Annotated in this window: 14 protein-coding genes; 13 read left to right on the top strand and 1 reads right to left on the bottom strand. The window is 32.9% G+C overall.

Annotated elements, in window-relative coordinates:
• Positions 1-119: 119 nt before the first annotated feature.
• From F1592_RS08880 to F1592_RS08835, 10 genes are all read left to right on the top strand, one after another.
• The gene (locus tag F1592_RS08880) at positions 120-1,589 is read left to right on the top strand and encodes a nicotinate phosphoribosyltransferase (protein WP_149809718.1); all 1,470 of its coding nucleotides are present in this window, start codon (positions 120-122) and stop codon (positions 1,587-1,589) included.
• Positions 1,582-2,403: an ammonia-dependent NAD(+) synthetase gene (nadE, locus tag F1592_RS08875; RefSeq protein WP_149809717.1), complete on the top strand. Its 822-nt coding sequence runs from the start codon at positions 1,582-1,584 to the stop codon at positions 2,401-2,403. Before F1592_RS08880 ends, nadE begins: the two co-directional genes overlap by 8 nt.
• A gap of 84 nt (positions 2,404-2,487) precedes the next feature.
• Positions 2,488-3,096 (top strand): DUF2179 domain-containing protein, encoded by a 609-nt coding sequence (locus F1592_RS08870; RefSeq protein ID WP_011275347.1) that lies wholly within the window; start codon positions 2,488-2,490, stop codon positions 3,094-3,096.
• A complete protein-coding gene (locus F1592_RS08865) occupies positions 3,077-3,247 on the top strand; it encodes an NETI motif-containing protein (RefSeq protein WP_011275348.1) in 171 nt (56 codons plus the stop codon). The genes F1592_RS08870 and F1592_RS08865 overlap by 20 nt, the downstream gene beginning before the upstream one ends.
• Positions 3,248-3,523: 276 nt before the next feature.
• On the top strand, positions 3,524-4,819 hold the full coding sequence (gene purB, locus F1592_RS08860) for an adenylosuccinate lyase (protein WP_149809716.1): 1,296 nt from the start codon (positions 3,524-3,526) through the stop codon (positions 4,817-4,819).
• A gap of 94 nt (positions 4,820-4,913) precedes the next feature.
• Positions 4,914-5,216: a YerC/YecD family TrpR-related protein gene (locus F1592_RS08855; protein WP_011275350.1), complete on the top strand. Its 303-nt coding sequence runs from the start codon at positions 4,914-4,916 to the stop codon at positions 5,214-5,216.
• A gap of 276 nt (positions 5,217-5,492) precedes the next feature.
• A complete protein-coding gene (pcrB, locus tag F1592_RS08850; protein ID WP_037537998.1) occupies positions 5,493-6,188 on the top strand; it encodes a heptaprenylglyceryl phosphate synthase in 696 nt (231 codons plus the stop codon).
• Entirely contained in the window at positions 6,185-8,380 is a 2,196-nt protein-coding gene (pcrA, locus tag F1592_RS08845) for a DNA helicase PcrA (protein WP_037537997.1), read from the top strand. Before pcrB ends, pcrA begins: the two co-directional genes overlap by 4 nt.
• A 3-nt stretch (positions 8,381-8,383) precedes the next feature.
• On the top strand, positions 8,384-10,387 hold the full coding sequence (gene ligA / locus F1592_RS08840) for an NAD-dependent DNA ligase LigA (RefSeq protein WP_149809715.1): 2,004 nt from the start codon (positions 8,384-8,386) through the stop codon (positions 10,385-10,387).
• Positions 10,388-10,399: 12 nt separating this feature from the next.
• A complete protein-coding gene (locus F1592_RS08835) occupies positions 10,400-11,605 on the top strand; it encodes a CamS family sex pheromone protein (RefSeq protein ID WP_053017443.1) in 1,206 nt (401 codons plus the stop codon).
• A gap of 59 nt (positions 11,606-11,664) precedes the next feature.
• Here the strand turns inward: F1592_RS08835 and putP are convergent, their stop codons facing one another.
• Positions 11,665-13,203 (bottom strand): sodium/proline symporter PutP, encoded by a 1,539-nt coding sequence (gene putP, locus F1592_RS08830; protein WP_053017441.1) that lies wholly within the window; start codon positions 13,201-13,203, stop codon positions 11,665-11,667.
• Between the two features lie 465 nt (positions 13,204-13,668).
• Between putP and gatC the strand changes: the two genes are divergently transcribed.
• From gatC to gatB, 3 genes are read left to right on the top strand one after another with little or no spacing between them, the layout of a single operon-like run.
• Positions 13,669-13,971, top strand: coding sequence for an Asp-tRNA(Asn)/Glu-tRNA(Gln) amidotransferase subunit GatC (gene gatC / locus F1592_RS08825; protein ID WP_011275356.1), 303 nt, complete (start codon positions 13,669-13,671; stop codon positions 13,969-13,971).
• Position 13,972: 1 nt separating this feature from the next.
• The gene (gatA, locus tag F1592_RS08820; RefSeq protein WP_011275357.1) at positions 13,973-15,430 is read left to right on the top strand and encodes an Asp-tRNA(Asn)/Glu-tRNA(Gln) amidotransferase subunit GatA; all 1,458 of its coding nucleotides are present in this window, start codon (positions 13,973-13,975) and stop codon (positions 15,428-15,430) included.
• A gap of 12 nt (positions 15,431-15,442) precedes the next feature.
• Entirely contained in the window at positions 15,443-16,870 is a 1,428-nt protein-coding gene (gene gatB / locus F1592_RS08815; RefSeq protein ID WP_053017439.1) for an Asp-tRNA(Asn)/Glu-tRNA(Gln) amidotransferase subunit GatB, read from the top strand.
• Positions 16,871-17,034 lie beyond the last annotated feature (164 nt).

The following is a 17,034-nucleotide window of genomic DNA, read 5'->3' as shown; positions in this document are numbered from 1 at the left end:
TTGTCACGAATTTGTCTTATTGGTACTTATTTAAATTTTAATTGTATCAATAGGATGTGAATACGCACTTCTACTGAATTATGATAAAATGTACTAAAACATCGTTAGGAGAGATTGTGGTGTATCGTTACGAAGATGACAGTTTAATGTTACATAATGACTTATACCAAATTAACATGGCAGAGAGCTATTGGAATGATGGTATTCATGAACGAAATGCAGTATTTGATTTGTATTTTAGAAGTATGCCATTTGAGAGTGGATATGCAGTTTTTAATGGTTTAAAAAGAGTAATTCAATTTATTGAACATTTTCATTTTAGTGATTCTGATATTAAATATTTACAGTCAATAGGTTATAAAAATGATTTCTTAAACTATTTAAAAAATTTAAAGTTCACTGGTAATATTCGCTCAATGCAAGAAGGTGAATTGTGTTTTGGAAATGAACCATTACTTAGAGTGGAGGCACCATTAATTCAAGCGCAACTTATAGAAACCGTATTACTTAATATAATCAACTTCCATACATTAATTTCGACTAAAGCAAGTAGAATTCGTCAAGTAGCACCTGATGATACATTAATGGAATTTGGAACTCGCCGTGCACAAGAGTTAGATGCTGCGCTATGGGGGGCTAGAGCTGCTTATATCGGTGGTTTTGATTCTAGTAGTAATGTGCGTTCCGGTAAATTATTTGGTATACCCGTTTCTGGTACGCATGCACACGCTTTAGTTCAAACATATGGTGATGAATATAAAGCTTTTAAAATTTATGCAGAACGCCATAAAAATTGTGTGTTCTTAGTTGATACGTTCCACACGCTTAAATCAGGTGTTCCTACAGCTATTAAAGTAGCGAAAGAACTAGGGGATAAAATCAATTTCATTGGTATCCGTTTAGATTCTGGAGATATTGCTTATTTATCTAAAGAAGCACGCAGAATGTTAGATGAAGCGGGATTCAAAGATGCTAAAATCATCGCATCTAATGACTTAGATGAACAAACGATAATGAGTTTGAAATCTCAAGGAGCTAAAGTTGACTCATGGGGTGTAGGTACGAAATTAATTACTGGTTATGACCAACCAGCACTTGGTGCAGTATATAAACTAGTAGCAGTTGAAGATGACAACGGTCGATATGTTGATAGAATTAAACTGTCCAACAATGCAGAAAAAGTGACAACACCTGGTAAGAAGAAAGTGTATCGCATTATAAATACTAAAACAGGTAAAGCAGAAGGCGACTATATTACTCTAGAACATGAGAATCCTAATAATGAAAAACCTCTAAAAATGTTCCATCCAGTTCACACGTATAAAATGAAACATATCAAACACTTTGAAGCGATTGACTTGCATCATTCAATCTTTGAAAATGGGAAACTTGTTTACCAATTACCGAGTGAAAAAGAGGCACAAGAATACTCTAAAAAGGCATTATCTAAATTATGGGATGAAAATAAACGTTATTTAAATCCTCAAGAATACCCTGTAGATTTAAGTACAGCTTGTTGGGACAACAAACATAAGCGTATTTTCGAAGTTGCAGAACACGTAAAAGAGATGGAGGAAGACAATGACTAATTTACAAGATATTGTAGTCAATGAAATGAAAGTGAAGAAACATATTGATAGTGAACAAGAGTCACGTGAAATTATTCAATTTATTAAAAGCTATGTGCAATCACATTCATTTATTAAATCTTTAGTGTTAGGTATTTCTGGTGGTCAAGATTCTACTTTGACTGGTAAATTAGCTCAGCTAGCAGTTGAAGAATTACGTAATGAAGGGCGAGATTGTCAATTTATTGCTGTGAAATTACCATATGGTGTGCAGAAAGATGCAGAAGAAGTTGAAGACGCATTAAACTTTATTCATCCCGATGAAATCATTACTGTCAATATTAAACCTGCTGTTGATCAAAGTGTTAAATCTTTAAACGAGGCTGGTATTGAATTAACAGATTTTCAACGTGGTAACGAAAAAGCACGTGAACGTATGAAGGTTCAATTTTCAATCGCATCAAATCGTAGTGGTATTGTTATTGGTACGGATCATTCTGCAGAGAATATTACAGGATTTTATACTAAGTACGGTGATGGTGCTGCTGATATCGCACCTATCTTTGGTCTAAATAAAAGACAAGGAAGACAGCTACTTAAATATTTGAACGCACCAAAGCATTTATACGAAAAAGTTCCCACAGCAGATTTAGAGGATGATAAACCACAATTACCTGATGAAGAAGCTTTGGGTGTTACTTATGATCTAATTGATGACTATTTAGAAGGTAAACACATATCTAGTGAAGCCCGTGATACGATTGAAAATCACTATGTCAAAAATGCACATAAACGTGAATTAGCCTATACGCGTTATACTTGGCCTAAAAATTAAAAAAAGATTTTCTAGTGACAAAATAAAAATTCACTGATAAAATTATTTCGATTTTAGATATCCATGTAAGAAAAGGGGATTAGTATGTCAGTGATAACTTCAAATCCATGGTCAATGGTATTAGCGATATTCGTCATCAACGTTTTTTATGTTACATTTTTAACAATGCGTACAATATTAACGTTAAAAGGTTATCGTTATATGGCGGCTGCAGTAAGTTTCCTTGAAGTGTTAGTATATGTAGTTGGTCTTGGTATGGTAATGTCTAGTTTAGACCAAATTCAAAATATCTTTGCTTATGCGTTTGGTTTTTCGATTGGGATTTTAGTAGGTATGAAAATTGAAGAAAAACTCGCATTAGGTTATACAGTCGTAAATGTAACCTCATCAGAGTATGAAATTGATTTACCAAATGAGTTAAGAAATTTAGGTTATGGTGTTACACACTATGCAGCACATGGTCGCGATGGTAGTCGAATGGTAATGCAGATTTTAACGCCAAGACGTTATGAACGTAAATTAATGGAGACAGTACGAAATTTAGATGAGAAAGCGTTTATTATAGCGTATGAGCCAAGAGCGATTCACGGCGGTTTCTGGACTAAAGGCGTTCGAACTCGAAAAGTAAAAGCATACGAAGTAGAAGAAATAGAAAGTGTTGTGGAGCATGACGATGAAGTTCAAAGTAAATGAAAATGAAACAATCTCAGAATGTTTAACACGTATGCGTGAAGAAGGCTATATGCCAGTTAAACGAATTGAAAAACCTATATACACTGAAGATGAAAAAGGTAATGTAGTAGTATTAAGACAGGATATTCAATTTGTTGGTAAAAAGCTTTGATTTAATAATATAAATTAAAACTTAAATTAATTTTATTAAGAGTGAAAAGAAGCTAAAGTACAACTTCTTTTTACTCTTTTTATTATCGGATTATTGTTAGATAAGTGTATTATTTAGATAAAATCCATTATACTAAGTTTGTAAAAAAAGATTTATACATTTGATTAATTATTTGTTAAACTAAAAATGAAGTTTTAAAAACGAACTTTTCCCAATAATTTACGTTTAATGTACAGTTTTGAATTATAAATTTATACATAGAATAGGAGATTAGAAATGATTGATCGTTATTCAAGAGAAGAAATGGCAAGTATTTGGACTGATCAAAATAGATATGAAGCTTGGTTAGAGGTTGAAATCTTGGCCTGTGAAGCTTGGAGTGAATTAGGCCACATTCCTAAAGAAGATGTAAAAAAAATAAGACAGAACGCTAAAGTAGATGTGAAACGTGCTCAAGAAATCGAACAAGAAACAAGACACGATGTTGTGGCATTTACTAGACAAGTATCGGAAACGTTAGGTGACGAACGTAAATGGGTTCATTATGGCTTAACTTCTACAGATGTAGTTGATACAGCGCTAAGTTATGTTATAAAGCAGGCCAACGAAATTATTGAGAAAGATATTGAACGTTTCATAAAAGTTTTAGAAGAGAAAGCTAAAAATTATAAATACACATTGATGATGGGGCGTACACATGGTGTACATGCTGAACCGACTACATTTGGTGTTAAAATGGCATTATGGTATACAGAAATGAAACGTAATCTAAAGCGTTTCAAAGAGGTACGTAAAGAAATAGAAGTTGGTAAAATGAGTGGTGCAGTTGGTACATTTGCTAACATTCCTCCTGAAATAGAACAATATGTATGTGACCATTTAGGCATTGATACTGCACCCGTTTCTACTCAAACATTACAACGTGACCGTCATGCATACTATATCGCTACACTAGCACTAGTAGCTACATCTCTTGAAAAATTTGCGGTAGAGATACGTAATTTACAAAAAACAGAAACACGTGAAGTTGAAGAAGCATTTGCAAAAGGTCAAAAAGGGTCATCAGCTATGCCTCATAAAAGAAATCCTATTGGTTCAGAAAATATAACAGGTATTTCAAGAGTGATTCGAGGTTACATTACAACGGCTTATGAAAATGTGCCTTTATGGCACGAACGTGATATTTCTCACTCTTCAGCTGAACGTATCATGTTACCAGATGTTACAATTGCTTTAGATTATGCTTTAAATAGATTCACTAATATTGTTGATAGACTAACTGTTTTTGAAGACAACATGAGAAATAATATCGATAAAACATTTGGACTAATCTTCTCACAACGTGTATTACTAGCGTTAATTAATAAAGGCATGGTTCGTGAAGAAGCATATGATAGAGTGCAGCCTAAAGCAATGGAATCTTGGGAAACTAAAACACCATTCCGTCAATTAATAGAAAAGGATGAGTCTATCACTAATGTGCTTTCTAAAGAAGAATTAGATGAATGTTTCAACCCTGAACATCATTTAAATCAAGTTGATACAATCTTTAAACGTGTAGGTTTAGAGTAATAAGTTAACGGTTTTCAATAAAAATACTACACTTTAACTATTTAATGCGTTAAAATGAGATTATATTGAAAACGGATTATAGGGGTTGTTTGAGATGCAAATAGAGAAATTACGAGGACAAGCGTTAGATGAACTTTTTGATGCGATTCTTACACTTGAAAATAGAGAAGAATGTTATCAATTCTTTGATGATTTATGCACTGTCAATGAATTACAATCATTATCTCAAAGATTACAAGTTGCTAAGATGATTAAACAAGGGTATACTTACGCAACAATCGAAAAAGAATCTGGTGCTTCTACAGCAACAATATCGAGAGTAAAACGATCATTACAATGGGGTAATGACGCATATACAATGATATTAGAACGATTAAATATAGAAACAAAAAAATAATATTACGTTTAACATATATTTATAAATTGAAATGCTCCCTTCAAAATTGACAATAATTTGGATATTTTGATGGGAGCGTTCTGTTTTATATTGAATTTATACAGGCTAATAGTAAGTAAACAACTTTTAATTTACTTAATTTTTAACAAATAAACTTATTAGATATTAGGTCTTTCGTTCTTTAATAGACAGTATAGATTCTAATGATTCTGTTTAGAATTGGTACACTAAAAATGATATAATTTAGTGTATGTTAAAAAAAGGAGTTAAAGGATTATGTATGACATTAAAGCGTGGCAACATGTGTTTAAATTAGATCCCGCCAAAGAAATAAGTGATAATGATTTAGATGCACTATGTATGTCAGATACTGATGCTATCATGATTGGTGGCACAGATAATGTTACCGAAGATAATGTCATTCATTTGATGAGTAGAGTAAGAAGATATCCATTACCATTAGTCCTCGAAATATCTAATATTGAGAGTATTATTCCTGGTTTCGATTTTTATTTTGTACCAACAGTTCTAAATAGTCAGGATACTACATATCATAATGGAATGATGCATAAAGCTCTAAAGCAATTCGGATTCATGGTTAATTTTGATGAAGTCGTGTTAGAAGGATATTTAGTTTTAAATCCTGATAGTAAAGTAGCACAATTAACGCAATCAAATACTAATATAGATATTGAAGATGTAGAGGCATATGCGCAAATGGTTAATGAGATGTACAAACTACCGTTGATGTACTTAGAATATAGTGGTCAGTATGGCGATGTTGAAAAAGTGGAAGCCGCATCCAGATTATTAACGAATACACAATTGTTTTATGGCGGTGGCATTACATCTATAGAACAAGCCAGAGAGATGGCACAATATGCTGACACTATTGTAGTAGGTAATATTATTTATGACGATATTAAAAAGGCTATTAAAACAGTAAAAATAAAAAAGGAGTCTAATAAATGAATTCATTAGTTAATAATATGAATAAAGAGCAAAGTGAAGCGGTAAGAACTACAGAAGGTCCATTACTAATTATGGCCGGCGCTGGTTCAGGTAAAACGAGAGTATTAACACATCGTATCGCCTATTTATTAGATGAAAAAGACGTTTCTCCTTACAATATATTAGCAATTACTTTTACAAATAAAGCAGCTAAAGAAATGAAAGAACGTGTTGAACAATTAGTAGGGGAAGAAGCACAAGTGATTTGGATGTCTACATTCCACTCTATGTGCGTAAGAATATTAAGACGTGATGCAGATAGAATAGGCATTGAACGAAATTTTACTATTATTGACCCTACTGACCAAAAATCTGTCATAAAAGACGTTCTAAAAAATGAAAATATTGACAGTAAACGCTTTGAACCAAGAATGTTTATTGGGGCGATTAGCAACTTAAAAAATGAACTTAAAACACCAGAAGATGCAATTAATGAGGCTAATGACTTCCATTCGCAAATGGTAGCTACTGTTTATAGTGGATACCAACGTCAATTGACTCGAAATGAAGCACTTGATTTTGACGATTTAATTATGAAAACAATTCAGTTGTTCGAACGCATTCCAGATGCACTTGAATATTATCAAAACAAATTCCAATATATTCACGTAGACGAATATCAAGATACAAATAAAGCACAATATACATTAGTAAAGTTGTTAGCTAGTAAATTTAAAAATCTTTGTGTAGTTGGTGACTCAGATCAGTCAATTTATGGTTGGAGGGGTGCAGATATTCAAAATATCCTATCTTTTGAAGAAGATTACCCTGATGCTAAAACGATATTTTTAGAACAAAATTATCGTTCTACAAAGACCATCCTAACTGCTGCAAATGAAGTCATTAAACATAACTCTGAAAGAAAGCCTAAAGGCCTGTGGACTGCAAATACAGGTGGCGAAAAAATTAAATATTATGAAGCTATGACTGAGCGTGATGAAGCTGAGTATGTGGTTAGAGAAATAATGAAACACCGTAAAGCTGGAAAAGATTATAGTGATATGGCAATACTTTATAGAACCAATGCACAGTCACGTGTTTTAGAAGAAACATTTATGAAATCCAATCTTCCTTATACGATGGTTGGTGGCCAAAAATTCTATGACAGAAAAGAAATTAAAGACTTATTAAGTTATTTGAGAGTAGTAGCTAATAGTAATGATGAAATTAGTTTACAACGCATTATCAATGTTCCAAAACGAGGTATAGGACCTTCATCAGTTGAGAAAATTCAACGCTATGCGAATGATAACAATATAAGTATGTTTGATGCATTGGCAGAAGTAGATTTTATTGGTCTTTCAAAAAAAGTAACTCAAGAGTGCATTAAATTTTATGAACTAATTCAAAACTTAATTAAAGAACAGGAATTTTTAGAAGTAAGTGAAATTGTTGTTGAAATTTTAGATAAATCTGGGTATAGAGATATGCTTGAACGTGAACAAACACTGGAATCTCGTAGTAGACTTGAAAATATAGATGAATTTATGTCTGTGCCTAAAGATTATGAAGAGAATACACCATTAGAAGAACAATCCTTGATTAACTTTTTAACGGATTTATCACTAGTAGCAGACATTGATGAAGCTCAAATTGAAAGTGGCGTAACCCTTATGACAATGCACTCGGCGAAAGGTTTAGAATTTCCAATAGTGTTCCTCATGGGAATGGAAGAATCACTATTTCCACATATTCGTGCAATTAAGAGTGATGATGACCACGAAATGGAAGAAGAACGTCGGATTTGTTATGTAGCAATAACAAGAGCTGAAGAAGTTCTATATATTACGCACGCGACGTCTAGAATGTTATATGGACGCTCACAATCTAATATGCCTTCAAGATTTTTACGTGAAATCCCGGAAGATCTATTAGAGACACCATCTAAGCAACAGCGTCAAACGATTACCCCAAAAACATCATCCAAACAACCTAAGCGTGGATTTAGCAAACGTACAACGTCTTCTAAAAAACAAGTCTCTGCTTCTGATTGGAAAATAGGAGATAAAGTTACGCATAAATCATGGGGTGAAGGCATGGTAAGTAACGTTAATGAGAAAAATGGCTCAGTTGAATTAGATATTATATTTAAATCAGAAGGACCAAAGCGCCTGTTAGCTCAATTTGCTCCAATCGAGAAAAAGGAGGATTAATTTATGGACAATATCCAAAGTCGTGTGAATGAATTACATGATTTATTAAATCAATATGGTTATGAATATTATGTGCAAGATAATCCTTCAGTGCCAGATAGTGAATACGATAAATTATTAAGAGAATTAATAGATATAGAAGAGGCACATCCTGAATTTAAGTCACCTGATTCTCCTACTGTACGTGTAGGAGGAGAGGTGCAATCTTCTTTCGAAAAAGTCAATCATGATACACCAATGTTAAGTTTAGGTAATGCTTTCAATGAACAAGAATTACGTCGTTTTGATCAACGTATTCGTGAACAAGTCGGTAGTGTTGAATATATGTGTGAATTGAAAATTGATGGATTAGCTGTGTCCCTTAAATATGTAGAAGGTCGCTTCGTTCAAGGTTTAACTCGAGGGGATGGTACTACAGGTGAAGATATCACTGAAAATTTACGCACCATTCATGCTATTCCATTAAAGATTAATGAACCATTAAGTTTTGAAGTGCGTGGCGAAGCTTACATGCCTCGTAGTTCTTTTATAAGACTAAATGAAGAAAAAGAAAAGAATGAAGAACAACCATTCGCTAATCCACGAAACGCAGCAGCGGGATCGTTAAGGCAACTTGATCCCAAATTGGCAGCTAAACGTAAATTAAGTGTATTCTTATATAGTGTTAATGATTTCACAGATTTTGATGCAACTACTCAGAGTGGTGCGTTGGATGAATTAGATCGTTTAGGATTTAAGACAAATCATGAACGTATGCGCGTGGGTGATATTGAAGGTGTATTAGAATATATTGAGAAATGGACAAAACAGCGTGAACAATTATCCTATGATATTGATGGCATCGTTATAAAAGTGAATGACATTGAACAACAAGATGAAATGGGATACACTCAGAAATCTCCAAGATGGGCGATTGCATATAAGTTTCCTGCCGAAGAAGTGGTAACAACATTACAAGATATTGAGTTAAGTATTGGTAGAACAGGTGTTGTAACACCAACTGCGATTCTTGATCCTGTAAGAGTTGCTGGGACAACTGTATCTAGAGCATCTTTACATAATGAAGATTTAATACATGAGAGAGATATCAGAATTGGGGATAGTGTAGTAGTTAAAAAAGCTGGCGATATAATACCAGAAGTAGTGAAAAGTATTACGGAACGCCGACCTGAAGGTACATTACCATATTCAATGCCAACACATTGTCCGAGTTGTGACCATGAGTTGGTAATAATTGAAGGGGAGGTTGCATTACGTTGTATAAATCCAAAGTGTCAGGCTCAACTTGTAGAGGGACTGATTCACTTTGTATCACGTCAAGCCATGAATATTGATGGCTTAGGAACTAAAATTATACAACAACTCTATCATCACAATGTGATTAAAGATGTGGCAGACATCTTCTACCTAACTGAAGACGATTTATTACCTTTAGAGCGTATGGGTTCTAAGAAAGTTGAAAATCTACTAAAAGCGATTGAAGATGCTAAAGCCAATTCTCTAGAGCATCTATTATTTGGTTTAGGAATACGTCATCTAGGAGTTAAAGCAAGTCAAGTTCTAGCTGAAAAATACGAAACAATGGATAGACTACTTGAAGTAACAGAAGAAGAACTTATTAGTATTCATGATATTGGAGATAAGTTAGCTCAATCTGTTGTGACATATCTAGAAAATGAAGATATTAAAGCATTAATTGAAAAATTAAAATATAAAAATGTCAATATGGTTTATAATGGAATTAAAACTTCTGATATAGAAGGGCACCCTGATTTTAAAGATAAAACAATTGTTTTAACAGGTAAATTACAACAATTGACACGAAAAGAAGCAACTGCCTGGTTAGAATTACAAGGCGCAAAAGTTACAAGTAGTGTAACTAAAAAAACAGATTTAGTAATTGCTGGTGAAGATGCAGGTTCTAAATTAACTAAGGCAGAAAAGTTTGGTACTGAAATTTGGACAGAAGAGCAATTCGTGGCTAAACAAAATGAAATATCAAGTTAGAGGAGAACGGCAATGAAGCGGACCCTATTCTTAATTATAACGTCGATTGTGTTGTTAACAGCATGTGGCAATAACAATGATAATAAAAATAACCAATCTGTGAATAAACAAGAAACTAAAACTTACTCAAATAGTGTGAAAACAATAGCAACAGATAAAAACGTACAAGGTGATAATTACCGCACGATTTTGCCATTCAAAGAAAGTAAGGCCCGTGGTGTATTACAAGATAATATGGCAAATAGTTACAATGGTGACGATTTCGAAAGTGGTTTATTGACGCTAAGTAAAGATGTATTTCCAACTGATGATTACCTTTATCAAGACGGCCAATATCTAGATAAAGATACTCTTAATAGTTATTTAAATCCCAAATACTCTAAAAAAGAAATAGATAAAATGAGTGAAAAAGAGAAAGAATCCAATAAAGCGAGTGAAAATTTAGGATTAAATCCATCACACAAAGGTGAGGACGATCCAGAAAAAATCGCAGAACAATCTCCAGCTTATTTATCTAATATTCTTGAACAAGATTTTTACGATAGTGGGGATACAAAAGGAAAAAATATTAAAGGTATGACAATTGGCTTAGCCATGAATAGTGTATATTATTATCAAAAAGAGAAAGATGGAGAGACTTATAGCAAAGAACTTGATGATAAGGAAATTGAAAAACAAGGTAAACAAATGGCTTCAGAAATCTTAACAAGATTAAGAGCCAATGATGATTTAAAAGATATTCCTATTCATTTTGCGATTTATAAACAATCCGATCAAAATTCAATTACACCTGGAGAATTTATTGCTAATACTACAGTTGATGATGATCAAACTAAAATTAATAAATGGAAAAAAATTGATCAAGTTTCAGCATTATTACCATCTTCAACAGCAAAAAAATACAATGAAAATTTGAATAATAATTTTAAACAATTCAACGACAACCTACAATCTTACTTTACTAACTTCACTCAAGCAGTAGGTAAAGTTAAATTTGACGGTAAAAAACCAACACAATTAACTATAGATTTACCTATTGATTATTATAGTCAAGCCGAAACGATTGGTATTACCCAATATGTTACAGAACAAGCTAGAAAATATTTTGACAATATCGATAGCTATGAAATTCGAATTAAAGACGGTAATACACCAAGAGCTTTAATTAGTAAATCTAAAGAAGATAAAGAGCCTCAAGTTCATATTTATAATAATTAACATAAAAACTACGGATAACGCCTACAAGTTGGGTTATCCGTAGTTTTTGTTTAATATTATTATTTTTCACGAATAATAGATTTAACTTTTTCAATATCTCTTTCAACAAAGTCACCTGGATGTTGAGTCAATAAACTCACTACATATGTAACGATGACACTAACGATGAATCCTGGAATAATTTCATACATTCCGAAAATTTCATTTATACTCGCTAAAGGTTTAATCCAAGCAATCCATATAATTACCACAAGGGCACCTGCTACCATACCGCTGATAGCACCAGCTCGTGTTAGCTTTTTCCAATAAAGTGAGAATAATACTAATGGACTGAAAGAAGCTCCAAAGCCGGCCCATGCGTTACCAACTAAGTTAAGAATTGTATCATTAGGAGACCAAGCAATCGCAATTGCTACAATTGCCACAACTAATACCGACAATCTACCAACTAACACGAATTCTTTTTGATGTGTTTTCGCACGCTCTTCACCACGTATTAATTTATAAAAGTCTTCAGTTAAAGAACTTGATGTTACTAATAGTTGTGATGAGATTGTGCTCATGATAGCTGCAAGAATGGCAGCCAATAAGAACCCGCCTACTAAAGGATGAAATAGAATTTGACTCATAATGATGAATAGTGTCTCAGGATCATCCATCTTAATATGATTATCTGGAATAAATGCGATACCAGTTAATCCTACGCCTACAGCACCAAGTAAACCTACAGTCATCCAACTTATACCTAAACGGCGAGCTTTAGGTAGCATTTTATGTGACTTTATAGACATAAATCTAACGATGATATGAGGTTGTCCAAAATAACCTAGACCCCATGCAAATAATGAAACAATGCCCAGGAAAGTTGTCCCTCTAAATAAATCCATATTTGTTGGCTTCATTTCAGCAACTCGAGAAAACGTATCCCATCCATTAAGTTGTAACATTGCAACAATAGGGACCATAACCATTGCAATTAACATGATTACACCTTGGAAGAAATCAGTTATAGATACAGCTAAATATCCTCCGAAGAAAGTATAAGCGATAACGATAACTGCAACTAAAACTAATCCAAAATGATAATTTAGTCCAAAGGCACTTTCAAATAGTTTACCACCTGATACAAACCCAGAGTGCGTATATAGAGTAAAGAATATAACTATTATTAAACCAGAAATGATTTTAATAATATTTTCTTTATCATTAAGTCGATTTTTGAAGAAATCAGGAAGGGTGATTGCATCACCTGCCACTTCAGTATAAACTCTCAACCTTGGTGCAACGACTAAATAGTTAACATATGCACCTAATGTGAGACCAATTGTTATCCATATTGCTGATAAACCAGTACTATAGACTGAACCTGGTAGACCCATTATCATCCAGCCACTCATATCTGATGCACCTGCAGATAAAGCTGTGATATATGGTCCGATACTACGTCCACCAAGCATATATTCACTTAAATTACCTGTAGCTTGTTTGTAGCCATAATATCCAATGATAAGTAAAATAATAAAATAAATCGCAATCATTATGTATGTTTGCCAATTGGTATTAACTTGACTAGGCAAGCTTGCTCCTAAAATAAGCATAAAAAAATACCCCCTTTTTTTATATGATGTAAAGACTTAGATGACTTATAAACTTTGGTAAATTTCAATTACATGAGTATGTAACTTTTTTAAATAATTTAGTTACATGTAATATTATACAATGTAGTGAATGGTTTAGAGAAGTATAAATTTTAATTTTTGAAATAAAAAACACTTTCAAAGCACAATAGTAAGCGTTTTCAAAATGTAAAAAATTTTATTGATTTTATTATACGTAATATGCATATTAAAGATTATAAATATTTTTGATATATGATTTAGGTCAGTATTTTCGTTAAATTAATAATTGAGTTACATTATTTATAAAGCATTTATTAATTACTTACCTATGAATTAATCATCAATAATGTCATGAAGTTATGTTGTCTCAATAAATATTTAGATTTTTAAGTGAAAATTTGATACAATTTTATGATGAATGAGTAATAAGGAGGCTTTTAATAAATGACTAAAGTTACACGTGAAGAGGTTGAACATATAGCACATTTAGCAAGACTTCAAATTTCTGAAGAAGAAACTGAAGAAATGGCTAATACACTTGAAAGTATCTTAGATTTTGCTAAACAAAATGACACAGCAGATACAGAAGGTATTGAACCAACTTATCATGTATTAGATTTACAGAATGTGTTACGTGATGATGAAGCAATCGAGGGCATTCCTCAAGAACTTGCATTAAAAAATGCTAAAGAGACAGAAAATGGTCAATTTAAAGTACCAGCTATCATGAATGAGGAGGAAGCTTAAGATGAGTATTCGTTATGAATCAGTTGAAAAATTATCAGAAATGATTAAAAACAATGAGATTAAGCCTTCAGAAGTTGTCAAAGACATCTATGATGCAATTGAAGAAACGGATCCTACTATTAAATCATTTTTAGCACTAGATAAAGATAATGCTATTAAAAAAGCAAAAGAATTAGATGAATTACAAGCAAAAGGTCAAATGGAAGGTAAATTGTTTGGTATTCCTATGGGAATCAAGGACAACATCATTACTAAAGATGTGGAAACAACATGTGCTAGTAAGATGTTAGAAGGTTTTGTTCCAATCTATGAATCTACTGTAATGAACAAACTACATGATGAAAATGCGATTCTAATCGGTAAACTAAACATGGATGAATTTGCTATGGGTGGTTCTACTGAAACATCATATTTCAAACAAACTGTTAACCCATTTGATCATACAGCTGTACCAGGTGGTTCGTCAGGTGGCTCAGCAGCAGCAGTTGCTGCAGGTTTAGTACCATTCAGTCTAGGTTCAGATACTGGTGGTTCAATTCGACAACCAGCAGCATATTGTGGTGTAGTGGGTATGAAACCAACTTACGGACGTGTATCACGTTTCGGTTTAGTTGCTTTTGCATCTTCATTAGACCAAATTGGTCCAATCACTAGAAATGTTAAAGATAACGCTATCGTTCTAGAGACAATTTCAGGCGTTGATAGAAATGATTCTACAAGTGCACCAGTTGAAGATGTTGACTTTACTTCAGAAATTGGTAAAGACATTAAAGGCTTAAAAGTTGCTTTACCAAAAGAATATTTAGGTGAAGGTATCAATGAAGATGTTAAAGAAGCTGTTAAGAATGCAGTTGAAACACTTAAATCTCTAGGTGCAGAAGTTGATGAAGTATCACTTCCAAATACGAAATATGGTATTCCATCATATTATGTTATCGCGTCATCAGAAGCATCAGCGAACTTAGCTCGCTTTGATGGTATTCGCTATGGCTACCATTCAAAAGAAGCGCAATCATTAGAAGAATTATATAAAATGTCTAGATCAGAAGGATTTGGTGCTGAAGTTAAGCGTCGTATCTTCCTAGGTACATTTGCATTAAGTTCTGGTTATTATGATGCTTACTATAAAAAATCACAAAAAGTTAGAACATTAATCAAAAATGACTTTGATAAAGTTTTTGAAAACTATGATGTTGTTGTAGGTCCAACTGCACCAACTACTGCGTTTAACTTAGGTGATGAAATCGATGATCCTTTAACTATGTATGCTAATGACTTATTAACTACACCTGTTAACTTAGCTGGTTTACCAGGTATTTCTGTTCCTTGTGGGCAATCAAACGGTAGACCAATTGGCTTACAATTTATCGGTAAACCTTTTGATGAAAAGACGTTATATCGTGTGGCATATCAATATGAAACACAATTCAATTTACATGACGCATATGAAAAATTATAAGGAGTGGAAATAATGCATTTTGAAACAGTTATCGGACTTGAAGTTCACGTTGAGCTAAAAACAGACTCAAAAATGTTCTCTCCATCACCAGCACATTTTGGAGCTGAACCTAACTCAAATACAAATGTTATTGATTTAGCATATCCTGGTGTATTACCGGTTGTTAATAGACGTGCTGTAGACTGGGCTATGCGTGCATCAATGGCTTTAAATATGGATATCGCTACAAATTCTAAATTTGACCGTAAAAACTATTTCTATCCAGATAATCCTAAAGCTTATCAAATTTCTCAATTTGATCAACCAATTGGGGAAAATGGTTATATTGATATTGAAGTAGATGGTGAAACAAAACGTATCGGAATTACACGTCTTCACATGGAAGAAGATGCTGGTAAATCAACACATAAAGATGGATACTCTTTAGTAGACTTAAACCGTCAAGGTACACCATTAATTGAAATTGTATCTGAACCAGATATTAGATCTCCTAAAGAAGCTTATGCTTACTTAGAAAAATTACGTTCAATTATTCAATATACAGGTGTATCAGACTGTAAAATGGAAGAAGGCTCATTACGTTGTGATGCCAACATTTCATTACGTCCTTATGGGCAAGAAGAATTTGGTACAAAAACTGAATTGAAAAACCTAAATTCATTTAACTATGTTAGAAAAGGTTTAGAGTACGAAGAAAAACGCCAAGAAGAAGAATTATTAAACGGTGGTACAATTGGACAAGAGACACGTCGCTTTGATGAATCAACTGGTAAAACAATTCTTATGCGTGTTAAAGAAGGCTCAGATGACTATCGTTACTTCCCTGAACCTGACATTGTACCTTTATACGTAGATGAAGAATGGAAAGAGCGTGTACGTCAAACAATCCCTGAATTACCAGATGAGCGTAAAGCTAAATATGTAAATGATTTAGGTTTACCTGAATACGATGCGCACGTATTAACACTTACAAAAGAAATGTCTGATTTCTTTGAAGGTGCTATTGAAAAAGGTGCAGACGTTAAGTTAACTTCAAACTGGTTAATGGGTGGCGTTAATGAATATTTAAATAAAAACCAAGTTGAGTTACAAGATACTAAATTAACACCAGAAAACCTTGCTGGTATGATTAAACTTATTGAAGATGGTACGATGAGTAGTAAAATTGCTAAAAAAGTTTTCCCAGAATTAGCTGAAAATGGTGGCGATGCTAAACAAATTATGGAAGATAAAGGTTTAGTTCAAATTTCTGATGAAGCTACTTTAACTAAATTCGTCACTGAAGCTTTAGATAATAATCCTCAATCTGTTGAAGATTATAAAAATGGTAAAGGGAAAGCAATGGGCTTCTTAGTTGGTCAAATTATGAAAGCATCTAAAGGCCAAGCTAATCCTCAAAAAGTAAACCAAATATTAAAACAAGAATTAGATAAACGTTAATTAAAGATTTAAACATAATGAATTAAAGCATCATTTAAGGTTTGTTTCCTATCATGGTTAGGGAACAAACCTTTTAATTTTGGTGTTTGGTGTTTTTAGTTCAATTAATTTTAATGTTATAACTGCTATGATTATTTAATTGTAAATAGTGTAATAAATGTATT

Source organism: Staphylococcus sp. GDX7P312P (assembly GCF_008385775.1).
Classification (GTDB): domain Bacteria; phylum Bacillota; class Bacilli; order Staphylococcales; family Staphylococcaceae; genus Staphylococcus; species Staphylococcus haemolyticus.
The sequence above is the reverse complement of the archived record's forward strand: the minus strand, read 5'-3'. Positions and strand labels throughout refer to the sequence as shown.

Excerpts from the sequence above, each read along its gene's own strand:
- nadE (WP_149809717.1), top strand. The coding sequence starts at position 1,582 with ATGACTAATTTACAAGATATTGTAGTCAATGAAATGAAAGTGAAGAAA.
- F1592_RS08870 (WP_011275347.1), top strand. The coding sequence starts at position 2,488 with ATGTCAGTGATAACTTCAAATCCATGGTCAATGGTATTAGCGATATTC.
- F1592_RS08865 (WP_011275348.1), top strand. The coding sequence starts at position 3,077 with ATGAAGTTCAAAGTAAATGAAAATGAAACAATCTCAGAATGTTTAACA.
- purB (WP_149809716.1), top strand. The coding sequence starts at position 3,524 with ATGATTGATCGTTATTCAAGAGAAGAAATGGCAAGTATTTGGACTGAT.
- F1592_RS08855 (WP_011275350.1), top strand. The coding sequence starts at position 4,914 with ATGCAAATAGAGAAATTACGAGGACAAGCGTTAGATGAACTTTTTGAT.
- pcrB (WP_037537998.1), top strand. The coding sequence starts at position 5,493 with ATGTATGACATTAAAGCGTGGCAACATGTGTTTAAATTAGATCCCGCC.
- pcrA (WP_037537997.1), top strand. The coding sequence starts at position 6,185 with ATGAATTCATTAGTTAATAATATGAATAAAGAGCAAAGTGAAGCGGTA.
- ligA (WP_149809715.1), top strand. The coding sequence starts at position 8,384 with ATGGACAATATCCAAAGTCGTGTGAATGAATTACATGATTTATTAAAT.
- F1592_RS08835 (WP_053017443.1), top strand. The coding sequence starts at position 10,400 with ATGAAGCGGACCCTATTCTTAATTATAACGTCGATTGTGTTGTTAACA.
- putP (WP_053017441.1), bottom strand. The coding sequence starts at position 13,203 with ATGCTTATTTTAGGAGCAAGCTTGCCTAGTCAAGTTAATACCAATTGG.
- gatC (WP_011275356.1), top strand. The coding sequence starts at position 13,669 with ATGACTAAAGTTACACGTGAAGAGGTTGAACATATAGCACATTTAGCA.
- gatA (WP_011275357.1), top strand. The coding sequence starts at position 13,973 with ATGAGTATTCGTTATGAATCAGTTGAAAAATTATCAGAAATGATTAAA.
- gatB (WP_053017439.1), top strand. The coding sequence starts at position 15,443 with ATGCATTTTGAAACAGTTATCGGACTTGAAGTTCACGTTGAGCTAAAA.